Consider the following 14,289-nt stretch of genomic DNA (forward strand, 5'->3'; position numbering starts at 1 on the left):
CTGAAACTTTTGATACACTTATTACGTCTAATAAAGGGAATATAAAGGACACATAAGGGAGAATTATTACTAATGAAAACTATTAAAGATCTAAATAATAACAGATATAGGCTCATAGTAGAAAAAGCTATGAGGGGAAATAGGGATGCAATTGAAAAAATTATAAACGATCATAAAGAATACTTATATAAAACAGCTTTTTTATACATAAAAAATGAACAAGATGCTGTAGAGGTATGCCAAGAAACAGTATATAAAGCAGTTATAAATATACATAAACTAAAAAATCCTGATTATTTTAAAACATGGATTACTAGAATACTAATAAATAATGTTAACGATAGAAGTCGAAATGAGGGCAGAACTATTAATAATATTGAAAAACTCGAATCAATTGAAGATATATCATATGAAAAATTAGAAGATAAAATTGATTTGTATAATGCTATAGACATATTAGAAGATAAATTTAAAACCCCTATAATACTTCAATATTTTTATGATATGACTATAAAAGAAATCGCGGATATAACTGAAACTAATGAAAATACAGTTAAAACTTACCTAAGACGAGGTAAAGAAAAACTATATAAGATATTAATGGAGGGTAACTAAGTGAATAAATTAGATCATATAAAGATACCGAGTAATTTTGATTGTGCTATAGATGAGGCTATAGATAAGGCTTTTAGTGAAAAAAAGAGAATTAAATCACGTAAAAGAAAAAGTATAGCAGCAGGACTATCCGTAGCTCTTATCGTAGGAACTATAGCTATAAATAGTGAAACAACATGGGCTTATATAGAAAATATAACAAAACATATTGAATCTTTTCTAGGCAGAGAGGATAGTATATTTGATAAATATAAATTTGAGGGGTTGCAAACTGTTGAAGATAATGGACTAAAATTTAGCTTAGGTGAATTAATGATAGATGATGGACAGATATTAGTTAGTATGAGTATGGACTATACAAATTTTAAACCAAAAGATAAAAATATAGATGCATCTAAGATACATCCATCTCTTCCTACTGTTACTATTGATAATATTCCATTATTAGCTCCAAGTGGTGGTGTAGTAGAATATGAAAAGGTCGAAGGGGAGAATAAAGTAAATATGTTATTAAAAATTAATTTCTGGGATCTAAATACTGATATAAATAATACAGATAAAAATTCATATGAAATTTTAGATAATATAGAATCTGGCAAGGAGTATAATTTAAAGATGACTATCAGCAATCTTTATTATAATGATAAAGAAGAATATAATCTTGGTTCGGGAAAATGGGAATTCAACACCAAAATCAATGCATCGAATATAATTAAAGATACTCACGTTCATAAAGTAAATAAAAAAATTAAAATCGACGAAGATGTATATAAAGGCGATTTAGATATAGAAGAAATTAGAATATCTCCTCTATCAGTTAAAGTTAAATATAATTATGATTTATATACTGATATTAGTGTTAATAAGAGACGTGAACCTCGTTTTATAGTAAAAAATCAAAATGGAAAAGAATTAGAACTAGGGTCTGGCGCAGGCGGACAACTAAATAATGGAAAATGGTATATTGGTGACGAATTTAATTTAAAAGGTAATGAGAAAAAAATTATTATAACACCTTGTGTGTATATTAATGACAAAGCAAAACTATTTACAGAAGATGCTATTGTATTAGATATTGATTAAACTTAATAGTTATTCTCTTAGATATGTTAATATACATAAAAAACACAAAAATGACTAGAATTTCATGATTAGAAATTGCTAGTCATTTTTTGTGGATTTAATTTATTTATGGTAAAATTAGTAAATAAGCTAACTTGAATGGAGTGAATTCAGAAATGAGTAAGTATAAAGACTGGAAGATGGTAGATTGGATTATAGCAGGAATTTTAGCTCTCTCCTCTGTATCAGTACCTAATTGGATTATAGACCACAATCTATATGTGGTTCCTATAATGGCAACAGTTTATGATTACCCATATAATATTCCTATAATGGTAGCAGGTGTATTTTTAATATATTGCTTTTTATTAGTAATATATTGGATAATAAATAAAAATATAAATATGGTAATTCATTATTGCTTAATAGCAATCATATATATAACAATTCCTATGCTATATGTTATTGCATATAACTCGGGCGTTTAAAAAACTTAGTAAATAAAATAATTATTCCCCGAAACTAAAGTAAGTAGTCTTAAAATTTTACTTTAGAGACTAGTTATATATATATGGAGGCTATCACATGATAAAGGCGAAAAACAAACGGTTTATTCTTTTGCTAGGGTTATCAATTCTTCTTATTTCTAGTGTATATGTATATAAACATGCTATTTTTGAAAGAAGTTCTATAACAGAAGTATTGGAAACTTTTATCAAAGATGATTACAATTATAATGGAGGAAAGAATGATTTCTCAACAGTTGGAAATGAACAATTAAAGAAATATCTATTAGCAAGAAATACTGTAAAAGCTACTAATAATAAAACAAATTATATAAAAGTACTTTCTCAAAATTTTAAATTTGATTATGGAAACTTTGTGAGCTCTGGAAACTGTGTAAAAATTAATGTTTATATAGAGGAATATTACTCTTTTAAAGATGAAAATACTGGGGAAATAAATGAAGCCGGGGCAGGAAATGATTATGTAGTATATCTTTCAAAAATAAATGGGAAATGGAAAGTTATGTCTGCAACAATTAAAGTTAATGCTGATGCAGTAGATGATGAATTTGATGTAAACAAAGAATTAGGTTATGAAGGAAAGAAAAATCAAAAAAATGTTGAAGCAAATCTAAATAAAATGCTTGATAGGCTTAACTATTTAAAAGACATATATTCTAAACCTCTAAAATAGAATGTTTAAGTATAAATCAGATAATCTATATTTATTTAATTATAATTCTTAATACATAAAATTAATCACTAATCCCGAAATTTAGATTTTCGGAATAGCTGTATATACAAAAGAGTATATCCTTTGAAATAACTATATTTCATTAGATATACTCTTTTGTATTTTTTAAAAAACTATATTAACTTTATTTTTCAAAGACTTTACTTTGCAATGCTAAATATAGAAAAATATACCATAATATTTTAGTTTCTAATGTCAATTCATTCTAATTATATAATATAATCTTGTAGTTGCATAAAACCTATACTTTCCCAATTTTAGAATAGTTACTTAAAGATATAAAGTCAGTACTTTGATTAACATTGTAAATACTCAAAATGCTGACTCTACCCATAGATAAACTTAATACAATAGTGTAAATTTAAGCGAATATCTCAGCATAGAGATGTTCCTATTTTTGAATTTTAAAAATATTTTTAGTTCTTAGGAATCTAATTTTATATGTTACTATATGATCTGCTATAAAGTATATAAGTATAATACTAATTGGATGGATAGTTCAAAGTTCTGCCGAAGAAATTGTAACTCGCGGATGGCTTATGAATGTTTTAAGTGCTAAGTACAATGTATGGGTTGGTTTAATTGTATCATCTACTTACTTTGGATTTATGCATTTACTTAATCCAAATGTTAGCTACATAGCGGTTATAAATTTAGTTTTAACAGGATTTTTATTTGGACTTTATGTTCTAAAAACTAATAACCTTTGGGGGGCTTGTGGCATTCACTGTTCTTGGAATTTCTTTATGGGAAATATATTTGGGTTTGAAGTTAGTGGAACTAATACTTCTGTTGGTACACTATTTGATTTAAACCTGGTTGGAAATCCCTCATTGTCAGGTGGACAGTTTGGACCTGAAGGAGGTATTTGTGAAACTATTGTAATAATTGTAGCTATAATAGTCATTATTTATTTAGATAAGAAAAAGTTTTTTAAACAATGTGCATAAAATTTTATCTAATACTATAAACAGAGGTTGCCTTAAAATTATATAGAAAACTGATTATTTTAATTAGTTTGATTAACTGTATTTATTTTATTGGCTCTGTTTTAAACCAATGTTGATTTTATAAATTATTTTTACAATAAAAGCAGGAGTATAACCCCTGCTTTTAATTTTGCATTATATAATAATTGTATATTTATTTTAATAATATCATTTTCAATATTAATTTAAAATATAGCCATTTGATTAAAGAGTAAAACTGGTAAAATTATTAAATCTAGGGGGAGATTTATGAATAAAAAAAGAAATATTGTAGACTTAATATTTTAATAAGGGGATTAGAATATGAATTTTAAGAATTTAGAAACCAATCGATTATTGTTAAGAAGCATATCAAAGAATGATTCATTAGATATATTTAACTACCTATCAAAGGATGAAGTGACTAAATATCTAGGAAAAACATCACTTAAATGTGAAAATGAGGCTAAAATATTAATTGATAAAATTTTAAAAGCTAGTTCAGAAGATAATGGTATGAGATGGGGAATTGTTCTTAAGGAAAATAATAAATTAATTGGGTTAGCAGGGTATAATAGCATAGATTTTAAAAACAAAAAATGTAATTTAGGATATGATATAGATAGTACTTATTGGCACAATGGATATGGAATGGAAGCTGTTAGTGAAATAATTAGATACGCATTTTATGATTTAAATTTACATAGGATAGAAGCTGAAGTTGTTATAGGGAATAATCCATCTTCTAACTTATTGATAAAGCTTGGATTTAAAAAAGAGGGAATACTTAGACAAAGTATATTTAAAGAAGGCGTCTTTTTGGATGTGGAAATATTTTCATTAATTCAAGAATAGATTCATTGAATTAGTTTAAATTTATAAGGGCTGGATTTAATTTATTTAATTATTGGAAAAAAATTTAGAAAAGTATATAATATAAAAAAGCAACAATTACTATATATAAAAAACTATATAAGTAATTCTTAAAATTTTCAATAAAAGGGTATGGGGAGAGAGACAGTGGAAGAACAAAATCAAATAATAGAGCAACTTAAAGATATATCTAGTGAAATATCTAATTTGCAAAATAGTGTAGACAATGTAAATAATAGTATAAATAATTCAGGTGGCACAGGAATTATAGGTATTTTAATTCTAATATTATTAATTTCTATAAATGATAATTTGCGTAAATTAACACGAGCAATAAAAGATAATAAAAATAATGTATAGCTTATTAGTATAATAAATGTCTTTTTTATTAAATTTAGACCTCATTAGAATTTGTATTAAAAATAAGCAAAAAAATGGCTAGAACTATTGTAATTATCAAAAGTCTAGCCATTTTTATATACTTTAGTTTAAATATGTTAAGATTCTTTATTTGATCTACTCAATAAATTGGTAATTATTTTTTTAAAAATGTAGGTTTTAGCAATAATTTAGCTGATATCATAAAAATAGCTAAAGATATAAAACATGGTACAACTCCAGATAAATTTGGGGGTAACTTGGTAAATACAGGCTCCATTAATAATATTGCTCCAAGAACTGCTATGCCTAACCCTATATAAGAAATTACTCCATATTTTTTTATGTATTTTCCATCTTTATAATTTTTTACAATAAAATAAAGTCCCACAACAAAGAGTAAAGTACCAAGAAACACCATAATCCATAATAACATGATAAAGTACCTCCCACCGTAAATTTATAACTAATTATCTATAGCTAGCTTATTATTTTTTTCTTGTAATTGTTTTATGTAGTTTAGCCCCTTTAAAATACAATATAATCCTAAACAAATGTATGCAATTTTAAATATTATATTACTTGGTACTGGTATGAATATAATTAAATTATTTATAAAATGAGCTAAAATAGATAGTTTCATAGATTTTGTATAATAATAAATATATCCTAGTATTACTCCTAATATAAAAGCATTTATCCCTTGAGGTATATTTAAATGTGCAATAGCAAATATTATCGCAGAATATATTATAGCTTTTTTATGATTTATTTTATATTTACTTAGAAATCCATTTAATAATATTCCCCTAAAAAACAGTTCTTCAAATATAGGTGCTTCTATAAGTGTTTGTAAAAATAACATTAAACTTAGTACAAAAAATTCTATACCACTAGAATTTTCAATAATAAAATCAATAGTTTCATCAGGTATAGGTCCTTCAAACTGTGTTAATACTTCAAACAATACAGCCTCTCTAATTAAAATATACCCTATTATTATCAAACAAATATGTAAATAATCTTTCTTGTTAGGTTTAAAATTATTGTTATTTATTTTAGTACTACCTTTTTCAGTAAATATATGTCCTGCCAATATTACCATAGCTATACTTATAGATACTGTTACTATCATTACAAGTATAATATTATTTCCAAAAGACATATTTGGATTTATTAAAACACTAATAAAAACTGATAACAAACTTATTATATTTTGAACTAAAATATATATAGCTATAGCAAAAAGTGATTTTAATAAAGATATTGGTTTAATTTTTATTTCATTTTTATATATTTGCTTTAAATTATACATCTCCACCCCTTAAATTATTTACCCACATATATTATTTACAATTTATAACAATTTCAAACTTTAGTTATATTATACATAATATTTAATCGTTTTCCTATTACAAAATGGTTTCATTAAACTTGAAGTAAAGTATCTTGATTTAAGTTAGCTAAAGAAATTAAATGGGTATTTTTTTGCATAGCATATTGTATATAAAGAGGACAAAAATTAGCCTTCTTTAATAATATTTATAAGATTATTAACAAAATTTTATTTAGTAGATTTATTAGAGAATTTAATGATAAAAATTTAAAAAAAATATTGACAAATTAATTGAAAAATATTATCATTTAATTAGAAAGTTTGATAAAGATAATCAATTTCCTTTAATGGATATATATACTTTGGTGAGGAAGTAGCCAAACTATAATAAATCCTTAAACCCTTAATTATGTATTCAAATTATGTATTCAAAAAAGTATCTTAATTTTTAAGATACTTTTTTTTGTGCATATAAACTAGTTAAATTTTAAAAATAGGTAAAATAATTATGTACCATAATTTAATATTATTGGTGTTTTGATTTAAATAAAATTATAGAAAATTAATCTATTGATAGTACAATATTATTAAAGATAAAAGCTAGTAAAATTATTAAATCTAGGGGGAGACTCATGAACAAAAAAAGAAATATTGTCTTAAGGATATGTTTTTTATTGGGAATAGTAGGAATGGTTATGGTATATATGAAGGGTAATGATGGTAAGAAAATAAAAAGCTTAAAACAAGTGTATTTTGAAATGATAGAGGATGATATAAAAGGAGAAAAAATTACTTCAGATGAAGTGATGAAAAATATTGAAAATACTAAGGTATGTTTACTTTTATCATAATATTATCACAAAGTTAGCTAACACATAGCCAAAAAGAAAAATAAACAGACTTGAATAAGAAAATAAAGAACTTAAAGAGTAGATTAAAATTAATTATGATGATATATATAAACAGTTATAATATAATTATATCATAGAGATATATTAAAAAAAGGTATTGGAGAATAGTTAAAAATAATAGTTAAAGTTCAGCTATTATTTTTTAGGAGATTAATTATGAAAAGAATATTAATGCTTTTTCTAAGAATGTTATCAGGATTTTTATTATGTGCACTTTCTACTGTACTGTCAATAAAATCAAATTTGGGTTTGAGTCCATGGGATGTTTTTCATCAAGGTTTGTCTAATTTAGTTGGCCTTACAATCGGTCAGGCAAGTATAATTGTAGGTCTATTAATTGTAATTATAGTTAGTATATTAGGTATAAAAATAGGATTTGGAACATTAGCAAATATGATTATGATTGGATGTTTCATAGATTTAATAATCTATATAGATATAATTCCTACAAGTGCTAATTTATTTTACGGCGTATTACTTATGATAGGAAGTATGTTTGTTAATGCAATAGGAAGTTATTTATATATAGGGTGTGAAATGGGATGTGGCCCGAGAGATGGATTAATGGTAGTCTTAGTAAAGCTTACATCAAAGCCTGTAAGTATAATAAGATTTTTTATAGAAGGTCTGGCTCTAATAACTGGATGGATATTAGGTGGGACTGTTGGACTAGGTACTTTATTAACTGTATTTGGTATAGGCTACTGTGTTCAAATGATGTATAAAGTATTTAATTTTGATGTTAAAAATTTAAATCATAAAGATATAAAACAGTGTTTTGCATTTGTTAAAGAATGCGTAACTGACAAGGAGGATATTAGTGAAGTTTAGAAAATCAAAAACAAATGATGTAAAAAGTATAATGAAAATCATCAACCAAGCCCAAGAATTCTTTAAAAATAAAGGAATAGACCAATGGCAAAATGGTTATCCAAATGAAGATACAATTATTGGGGATATAAAAAATGTTGAAAGCTATGTACTAGAAAAAGATGGAGAGGTTGTTGCTACTTCAATGGTAACATTTAAAGGAGAACCAACGTATGAATCTATCTATGATGGAAAGTGGCTAAGTAACAATAAATATGCAGCTATCCATAGAGTAGCTGTAAGTAATAACCACAAAGGGTTAGGTCTATCAACTGAGATTATTAAATGTGTAGAACAACTTTGTGTAGATAGCGGTGTACATAGTATTAAAATTGATACACATGAAGAGAATATTCCTATGCAAAGGGTACTTAAGAAAAATGGATTTAAGTATTGCGGAATAATATATGTAGATGATTCAAGTAAAAGAATAGCTTTTGAAAAATTGTTATAGTTTAATTTATTCGATAATTAGGCAATTTCTTTAGTAGTTTCTAAATTTAGGTTTAGATAATAATTTTATAAAATAAAGTAATTTAAAAAGTCGTACATGAAAATAAATATAATAAAGAATTCTAATTTAAAAGGACCATATAACGGTCCTTTTAATCATTGTATTTTTCAACATTATAATTAAACATAGCGTAAAAATTTATAGTACTTATCATAGTAATAGAACTACTTTTTATATTATTTAAAATATTTTCCGTAAGGCGTAAAATGTTTTAATTCTTCAATTACTTCATCTAAAGGATTCTCGATTTTTTCAATATCATCTCCAATAAATTTTGATAAATAATTAAATAATAGTTCTCCATTTCCATCCATTATAAAACTAGATAAATTATCTCCATCTTCGCTTTCTAAAACAATAATTATTAATTTTCCAGTACTTATTTGATATTCATAAGATGAGCAATCTATATCTTCAACATTTTCGTTAAAATGATTTATAGTTATTTGTATTTCTGATTTTTCATTTTCACTTAATAGTGATTGAATAAAATCTAAATCACTTATTTTATATATTATTGAATTGTCATTTAACTCAATAGTAGAAAGATTTCCACTTAAATTTAAAAGATCTTCTTTAGTAATTTGTTGAACTTTAAATTCATCTACTAAACATTTTGAAATGTCTTTTATTTTACATTTGTTCCCTATATTCATCAATATTACCCCCTTATATTTTATTATATATAAGTATAGATTAAATATATATAAATTTTAAAACTTATTAATGGTTTCTAAATATAATTTTAAGTAATAGTATTGTTTGTATTTATGAAATCATCTATCTTAGTGTATACTTTTTTAACTCTATAAAAACTAATGAATAATGGTATAATACCTAATACAATCTTTATATAAGTAAAATTTTACTAAAAAAATATAAAATACAAAGCTAAAGCTATCGCATAGACATATTGAAAAATAGCCATAGTTGATATATATTTTTTAGTGCTTTCACTTTCATCTTTATCACTTAAAAATTTTAAAGCATATTTAATTCTAATCCATTCAGCTATTAAAGTTACTATAATTATAAAAATCATAAATATAACAACCAATTTAAAATCAATAACATTATCCATAATATTCCCCCTAATTAACCAAATAATTGTTATATATTAAATGATAACTTACACCTATTATAATAACTAAAAAGAATGGCAATTTTGATATTTTTTTATACTCTGTATTGTTTTATATATTACTTTATCCCATTATGATCTTTTAACGCATATTCAATAACATTATTATTAAAACATATATCCTTGAATGAAAATAAAAAACCTATAATTAAACCAGCTATAATATCACTATCATTAAATATAGGTAAAATAAAAATTATTATTAAAAATAATATATTTGCAATTATTCCTAATCTACGTTTCTTTTTTTCACTTAAATTATTTACTTTTATTTGTACTCTTTGAAATAATTGTGGTTTGATATGATTTAACTTATAAAATAAAAAACTAAATAATAGTGTTGATAAATATGCCCATATTACAAAAATTATAAATGACATTATGTTTTCCCCCTAATATATACTTTCATATGAAATTTTAATATATCCTATATAATTATACATTATAAATTAGTGATTTAGAATTACAAAGGAAAAACCGTATCACAAGAAGTGATACGGTTTTTATTATATATATTTGAAATAAATATACAATTATTTTAAATACACTATTTTTTATAAATATGTTTATAGTAGATTCATAAAAGTCGTTATAACTGCTGAATTTATAAATTCTATAAATAATGCTCCAACTAATGGCAATATGAAAAATGCATTAGGTGCTGGACCATATTTAGAAGTTACAGATTCCATATTTGCTATTCCATTTGGTGTAGCTCCAAGACCAAATCCACAATGTCCTGCTGCAAGCACTGCTGCTGTGTAATCTTTTCCCATAACGTTAAATGTAACAAAGTAGGCAAATAGTATCATTAATAATGTCTGTAAAGTTAGTAGTATTAGTATAGGTATAGCTAGGTCTACAAGCTCCCATAATTTTAAGCTACACATAGCCATTGATAAAAATAATGATAAACATATTGAACCTATACATTCTAATTCATTGCTTGATACATTATGTATCCCTTTTGCATCTGAAATATTTCTCATAATAGCTGCTACAATCATAGAACCTATATAAGATGGCATTGTTATACCTATATATGAAAATAAGCCTGATACTATAGTCCCAAGTCCCATAGCTATTATTATTTGTATAATTGAGCTTGTCAATTTACTTTCTGAAAGTTTTCCTATAGATATTTCATTGTATGATACTTCTTCATTTACGTTTGTTGATACTAATTCTTCTTTTACTTCTATTTCCTCTGGTTGAAGATTATGTTTTTGAACTAATCTATTTGCAAGAGGACCACCTATAATACTTCCTGATACTAATCCAAATGTAGCACAGGCCATAGCTATACTAAGAGCACCTTTAAGTCCATTTGCTTCAAGAAGAGGACCAAATGCACCAGAAGCTCCATGACCACCTGTCATAGAAACAGAACTTGAAACAAGTCCTAATAGTGGGTCTACACCTATTAACTTAGCAGAGAAAACACCAACTATATTTTGAGCTAATATTAATATTACTGATATAATTAAAAACTTAATTACTTGTGTTCCACCTTTTTTTAAAACTTTCATACTTGCAGTGAATCCAACCGTTGTAAAGAAGGCTGTCATTAATATATTTTGTAGCGTTGTATCAAATACTATCGTAATTATTCCTGTTTGCCTTAATATAAAGGCTATTACTGCAAAAGAAAATCCTCCTACAACTGGTGATGGTATACAGTATTTATTTAATATAGAGATTTTACTTTTTATAAAAGACCCTATTAAAAGTACAGCAGTAGTAAATGCAATACTTTGAATTATATCTAAATTTAGGGTCATCATTTTTAATTCATTTGAAAATTGAAACATAAGTTTACCCTCCTTAATATAAATTTAAATTTTAAACATTATAATGAATAATTTAAAAACTTAAATTCTTATGATTTTATTTTCTGATAATTGAGAGTAGAAGATGTTGAAATTCATGGAACTTATTTTATATATTACAATAAAAAATTGATAAAGTCAACTTAACTGATACCTTAAGAGATTTTATAGATAAATTATAAAGTGTTTAGTGAATTAGATTTGTTAAGGGAAATAGTTGAATATAAATAATCGTTAATATACTATATAGTAGATAACATCTTTAAAGAGGGGAGAAAATATGAAGCTAGAAGTGAAGGATCTAAGAAAAAGTTTTTCAGAAAATGAAGTATTACATGGAATATCCTTTTCAGTTGAAAGTGGAAAGGCACTTGGACTATTAGGGAGAAATGGTGCAGGAAAAACTACAACAATTCGTATATTAATGGACGTTTTCAAGGCTAATTCAGGAGAGGTATTAATAGATGGAAAGAAGTTTAACCCAAGAGATTACCAGATAGGGTACCTACCAGAAGAAAGAGGATTATATCCTAAAAAGAAAGTTACAGAACAGATAGTTTACTTAGCTCAGTTAAGAGGTGCAGATGCTAAGAGAGCAAAAGAAAGTACAAAGATATGGCTTGAAAAATTAGGCATAGAAGAATATGCAAATAGAACATTAGAGAGTTTATCAAAAGGAAATCAGCAAAAGGTTCAATTAGCACAAACATTAGTATGTGATCCAGAAATAGTTATACTTGATGAACCATTTAGTGGATTAGATCCAGTTAATTCACAGATACTTAAAGATACTGTCAGAGAATTAATAAATGAAGATAAACTAGTAATATTTTCTAGCCACCAAATGAGTTATGTTGAAGAGTTTTGTGAAGAAATAGCTATTTTAAATAAAGGTGAGATTGTGCTGAGTGGAAATCTTAAAGAAATAAAAAAAGAATTTGGTAACAATAGATTAATACTAAGTGCAGAGAATTTTACATTAAATGATTTAGAATCTATATGTAAAGATAAGTTTAAGGAATTAGTAACGGTAGATGAAGTTAAAAAGGATTATTTAATATTAGTGCTAAATGAAAATACAACGAAAAACCAACTTTTAGAAAGTATATTAAAAGAAAATATAGATATAGAGAAGTTTTCTGTATATGAACCAGACTTAACAGATATATTTGTAAAGAAAGTAGGTGAAGAGTAATGAAACAATTTTTCACAGTATTAAAATTTGAACTTGGAAACTACTTTCATAAAAAATCTTTTATAATAAGTACTATAATAATTTCATTAGTAATGATAATTGGATTATCCCTACCTAATTTTATAGATATGTCATCTATATTGCCAATAGGAAATAAAGGTGAAGCTAAATTAGAGGATCTTGCAGAAGAAGATAAAACTAATTTTGCAATATATGATGAAAAGAATATTATTCCTAATAAAGGAGAGCTAAAGACTTATTTTCCAAACTCATATTGGAAAGTGGTAAAAAGTAAAGATGAATTAGATAAGTTAGTTGAAAATAAAGATGTAGAAGCAGGTTTTAATGTTAAAAATCCAACTGAGTATGATTATGTTGTTCAAAATACTAAGTTTAATGATGAGAATAAGTATATATTTGATGAACTTTTACAAAAAGAGTATAGAAAAAATAAAATTACTAGTGAAGGAATAGATTTTAATAAGGTAGATACAATTTATAATACCAAAATAGCATCTAATGTTGAAATACTAGGCAAAGATAGTGCAAATAATTATTTTTATGCTTATATACTAATCTTCGTTATATATATGATGATTTTAATGTATGGTCAATTAATTGCCATGGGAATAACGGCAGAAAAAAGCAATAGAGCAATAGAGGTATTAGTTACAAGTACAAATACAAATAACTTGATATTTGGTAAAGTTATTGCAGGTGCAATAGCAAGTATAATACAAGTTGGAGTAATAATGTCATCAGTACTTATTGCATATAAGGTAAATAGTAAAGCGTGGAATGGAATATTAGATAATTTATTTAAAATTCCACCAGAATTAATAGCTACATTTGCTATATTTGGAATATTAGGTTACCTATTCTATTCATTCATATTTGGAGCATTGGGAGCTTTAGTATCAAAGACAGAAGATATAGGGTCAAGTGTTGGACCTATAATGATGATATTTATTGTAGTATTTATGATTAGTATATTTGGATTAACTAATGGAGATAGTACACTAATAAAGGTTTGTTCATACATACCATTTGCATCTCCAATGACAATGATAGTAAGGGTTGCAACAGGAGCTGTTACATCAGTAGAATTTATAATATCTGCATTAATATTAATAGTATCAACAGTATTAGCAGGAATAGGTGGTGCTAAGATATACAGAATGGCTACCTTAATGTATGGAAATCCAATAAAACTTAAAAATGCCCTAAAGTGGCTTAAAAGTGAAAGGTAAATATTAAAATATGAGAAACTAGGCTTTAAGCCTAGTTTTTCTTTATAACATTTTGATAAATATAATTTTATGTAATAGTATTGTTTA

Annotated in this window: 18 protein-coding genes; 12 read left to right on the plus strand and 6 right to left on the minus strand. The window is 25.2% G+C overall.

Annotated features, from left to right (window positions below; all coding sequences use genetic code 11):
* The first annotated feature begins 72 nt into the window (after positions 1–72).
* The 7 genes from FRIFI_RS04690 (at position 73) to FRIFI_RS04720 (ending at position 5,138) form a co-directional block, all read left to right on the plus strand.
* On the plus strand, positions 73–615 hold the full coding sequence (locus tag FRIFI_RS04690; protein ID WP_166505132.1) for a sigma-70 family RNA polymerase sigma factor: 543 nt from the start codon (positions 73–75) through the stop codon (positions 613–615).
* Positions 616–1,698: a DUF4179 domain-containing protein gene (locus FRIFI_RS04695; protein WP_166505133.1), complete on the plus strand. Its 1,083-nt coding sequence runs from the start codon at positions 616–618 to the stop codon at positions 1,696–1,698. It begins immediately after the preceding gene.
* 155 nt (positions 1,699–1,853) lie between these two features.
* Entirely contained in the window at positions 1,854–2,165 is a 312-nt protein-coding gene (locus tag FRIFI_RS04700; protein WP_166505134.1) for a hypothetical protein, read from the plus strand.
* A gap of 97 nt (positions 2,166–2,262) precedes the next feature.
* On the plus strand, positions 2,263–2,877 hold the full coding sequence (locus FRIFI_RS04705; protein ID WP_166505135.1) for a hypothetical protein: 615 nt from the start codon (positions 2,263–2,265) through the stop codon (positions 2,875–2,877).
* 539 nt (positions 2,878–3,416) lie between these two features.
* Positions 3,417–3,887, plus strand: coding sequence for a CPBP family intramembrane glutamic endopeptidase (locus FRIFI_RS04710; RefSeq protein ID WP_330405612.1), 471 nt, complete (start codon positions 3,417–3,419; stop codon positions 3,885–3,887).
* A 342-nt stretch (positions 3,888–4,229) separates the two neighbouring features.
* Positions 4,230–4,760: a GNAT family N-acetyltransferase gene (locus FRIFI_RS04715; RefSeq protein ID WP_166505136.1), complete on the plus strand. Its 531-nt coding sequence runs from the start codon at positions 4,230–4,232 to the stop codon at positions 4,758–4,760.
* 165 nt (positions 4,761–4,925) lie between these two features.
* On the plus strand, positions 4,926–5,138 hold the full coding sequence (locus FRIFI_RS04720) for a hypothetical protein (protein WP_092926504.1): 213 nt from the start codon (positions 4,926–4,928) through the stop codon (positions 5,136–5,138).
* A 175-nt stretch (positions 5,139–5,313) separates the two neighbouring features.
* Here the strand turns inward: FRIFI_RS04720 and FRIFI_RS04725 are convergent, their stop codons facing one another.
* Positions 5,314–5,592 (minus strand): hypothetical protein, encoded by a 279-nt coding sequence (locus tag FRIFI_RS04725; RefSeq protein ID WP_166505137.1) that lies wholly within the window; start codon positions 5,590–5,592, stop codon positions 5,314–5,316.
* Between the two features lie 30 nt (positions 5,593–5,622).
* Entirely contained in the window at positions 5,623–6,471 is an 849-nt protein-coding gene (locus tag FRIFI_RS04730) for a CPBP family intramembrane glutamic endopeptidase (RefSeq protein ID WP_092926500.1), read from the minus strand.
* 653 nt (positions 6,472–7,124) lie between these two features.
* Here FRIFI_RS04730 and FRIFI_RS04735 point away from each other — a divergent pair.
* From FRIFI_RS04735 to FRIFI_RS04745, 3 genes are all read left to right on the plus strand, one after another.
* Complete coding sequence (locus tag FRIFI_RS04735) at positions 7,125–7,343, plus strand: hypothetical protein (RefSeq protein WP_166505138.1); 219 nt, start codon at positions 7,125–7,127, stop codon at positions 7,341–7,343.
* A gap of 216 nt (positions 7,344–7,559) precedes the next feature.
* Positions 7,560–8,234 carry a YczE/YyaS/YitT family protein gene (locus tag FRIFI_RS04740; protein ID WP_166505139.1) on the plus strand — a complete coding sequence of 225 codons (675 nt, stop codon included), beginning with the start codon at positions 7,560–7,562 and terminating at the stop codon, positions 8,232–8,234.
* Entirely contained in the window at positions 8,224–8,727 is a 504-nt protein-coding gene (locus FRIFI_RS04745) for a GNAT family N-acetyltransferase (RefSeq protein WP_092926494.1), read from the plus strand. The genes FRIFI_RS04740 and FRIFI_RS04745 overlap by 11 nt, the downstream gene beginning before the upstream one ends.
* A 236-nt stretch (positions 8,728–8,963) precedes the next feature.
* Here FRIFI_RS04745 and FRIFI_RS04750 read toward each other — a convergent pair whose 3' ends face one another.
* The 4 genes from FRIFI_RS04750 to gltS form a co-directional block, all read right to left on the minus strand.
* On the minus strand, positions 8,964–9,443 hold the full coding sequence (locus FRIFI_RS04750) for a hypothetical protein (protein ID WP_166505140.1): 480 nt from the start codon (positions 9,441–9,443) through the stop codon (positions 8,964–8,966).
* Positions 9,444–9,655: 212 nt separating this feature from the next.
* On the minus strand, positions 9,656–9,868 hold the full coding sequence (locus FRIFI_RS04755; protein ID WP_092926491.1) for a hypothetical protein: 213 nt from the start codon (positions 9,866–9,868) through the stop codon (positions 9,656–9,658).
* Positions 9,869–9,987: 119 nt separating this feature from the next.
* Positions 9,988–10,308 (minus strand): hypothetical protein, encoded by a 321-nt coding sequence (locus FRIFI_RS04760; RefSeq protein WP_166505141.1) that lies wholly within the window; start codon positions 10,306–10,308, stop codon positions 9,988–9,990.
* Positions 10,309–10,494: 186 nt separating this feature from the next.
* Positions 10,495–11,739, minus strand: coding sequence for a sodium/glutamate symporter (gltS, locus tag FRIFI_RS04765; protein WP_330405586.1), 1,245 nt, complete (start codon positions 11,737–11,739; stop codon positions 10,495–10,497).
* 298 nt (positions 11,740–12,037) lie between these two features.
* Here gltS and FRIFI_RS04770 point away from each other — a divergent pair, with 298 nt between their 5' ends.
* On the plus strand, positions 12,038–12,952 hold the full coding sequence (locus FRIFI_RS04770) for an ABC transporter ATP-binding protein (RefSeq protein WP_166505142.1): 915 nt from the start codon (positions 12,038–12,040) through the stop codon (positions 12,950–12,952).
* A complete protein-coding gene (locus FRIFI_RS04775; RefSeq protein ID WP_166505143.1) occupies positions 12,952–14,202 on the plus strand; it encodes an ABC transporter permease in 1,251 nt (416 codons plus the stop codon). Before FRIFI_RS04770 ends, FRIFI_RS04775 begins: the two co-directional genes overlap by 1 nt.
* Positions 14,203–14,289 lie beyond the last annotated feature (87 nt).

The sequence above is a fragment of the Romboutsia hominis genome (assembly GCF_900002575.1).
Lineage (GTDB): Bacteria > Bacillota > Clostridia > Peptostreptococcales > Peptostreptococcaceae > Romboutsia_C > Romboutsia_C hominis.

What these genes read in the sequence shown, in the direction of transcription:
- FRIFI_RS04690 (WP_166505132.1), top strand. Translation starts at nt 73, where the DNA reads ATGAAAACTATTAAAGATCTAAATAATAACAGATATAGGCTCATAGTA.
- gltS (WP_330405586.1), bottom strand. Translation starts at nt 11,739, where the DNA reads ATGTTTCAATTTTCAAATGAATTAAAAATGATGACCCTAAATTTAGAT.
- FRIFI_RS04750 (WP_166505140.1), bottom strand. Translation starts at nt 9,443, where the DNA reads ATGAATATAGGGAACAAATGTAAAATAAAAGACATTTCAAAATGTTTA.
- FRIFI_RS04700 (WP_166505134.1), top strand. Translation starts at nt 1,854, where the DNA reads ATGAGTAAGTATAAAGACTGGAAGATGGTAGATTGGATTATAGCAGGA.
- FRIFI_RS04715 (WP_166505136.1), top strand. Translation starts at nt 4,230, where the DNA reads ATGAATTTTAAGAATTTAGAAACCAATCGATTATTGTTAAGAAGCATA.
- FRIFI_RS04735 (WP_166505138.1), top strand. Translation starts at nt 7,125, where the DNA reads ATGAACAAAAAAAGAAATATTGTCTTAAGGATATGTTTTTTATTGGGA.
- FRIFI_RS04705 (WP_166505135.1), top strand. Translation starts at nt 2,263, where the DNA reads ATGATAAAGGCGAAAAACAAACGGTTTATTCTTTTGCTAGGGTTATCA.
- FRIFI_RS04770 (WP_166505142.1), top strand. Translation starts at nt 12,038, where the DNA reads ATGAAGCTAGAAGTGAAGGATCTAAGAAAAAGTTTTTCAGAAAATGAA.
- FRIFI_RS04740 (WP_166505139.1), top strand. Translation starts at nt 7,560, where the DNA reads ATGAAAAGAATATTAATGCTTTTTCTAAGAATGTTATCAGGATTTTTA.
- FRIFI_RS04730 (WP_092926500.1), bottom strand. Translation starts at nt 6,471, where the DNA reads ATGTATAATTTAAAGCAAATATATAAAAATGAAATAAAAATTAAACCA.
- FRIFI_RS04775 (WP_166505143.1), top strand. Translation starts at nt 12,952, where the DNA reads ATGAAACAATTTTTCACAGTATTAAAATTTGAACTTGGAAACTACTTT.
- FRIFI_RS04725 (WP_166505137.1), bottom strand. Translation starts at nt 5,592, where the DNA reads ATGTTATTATGGATTATGGTGTTTCTTGGTACTTTACTCTTTGTTGTG.
- FRIFI_RS04760 (WP_166505141.1), bottom strand. Translation starts at nt 10,308, where the DNA reads ATGTCATTTATAATTTTTGTAATATGGGCATATTTATCAACACTATTA.
- FRIFI_RS04755 (WP_092926491.1), bottom strand. Translation starts at nt 9,868, where the DNA reads ATGGATAATGTTATTGATTTTAAATTGGTTGTTATATTTATGATTTTT.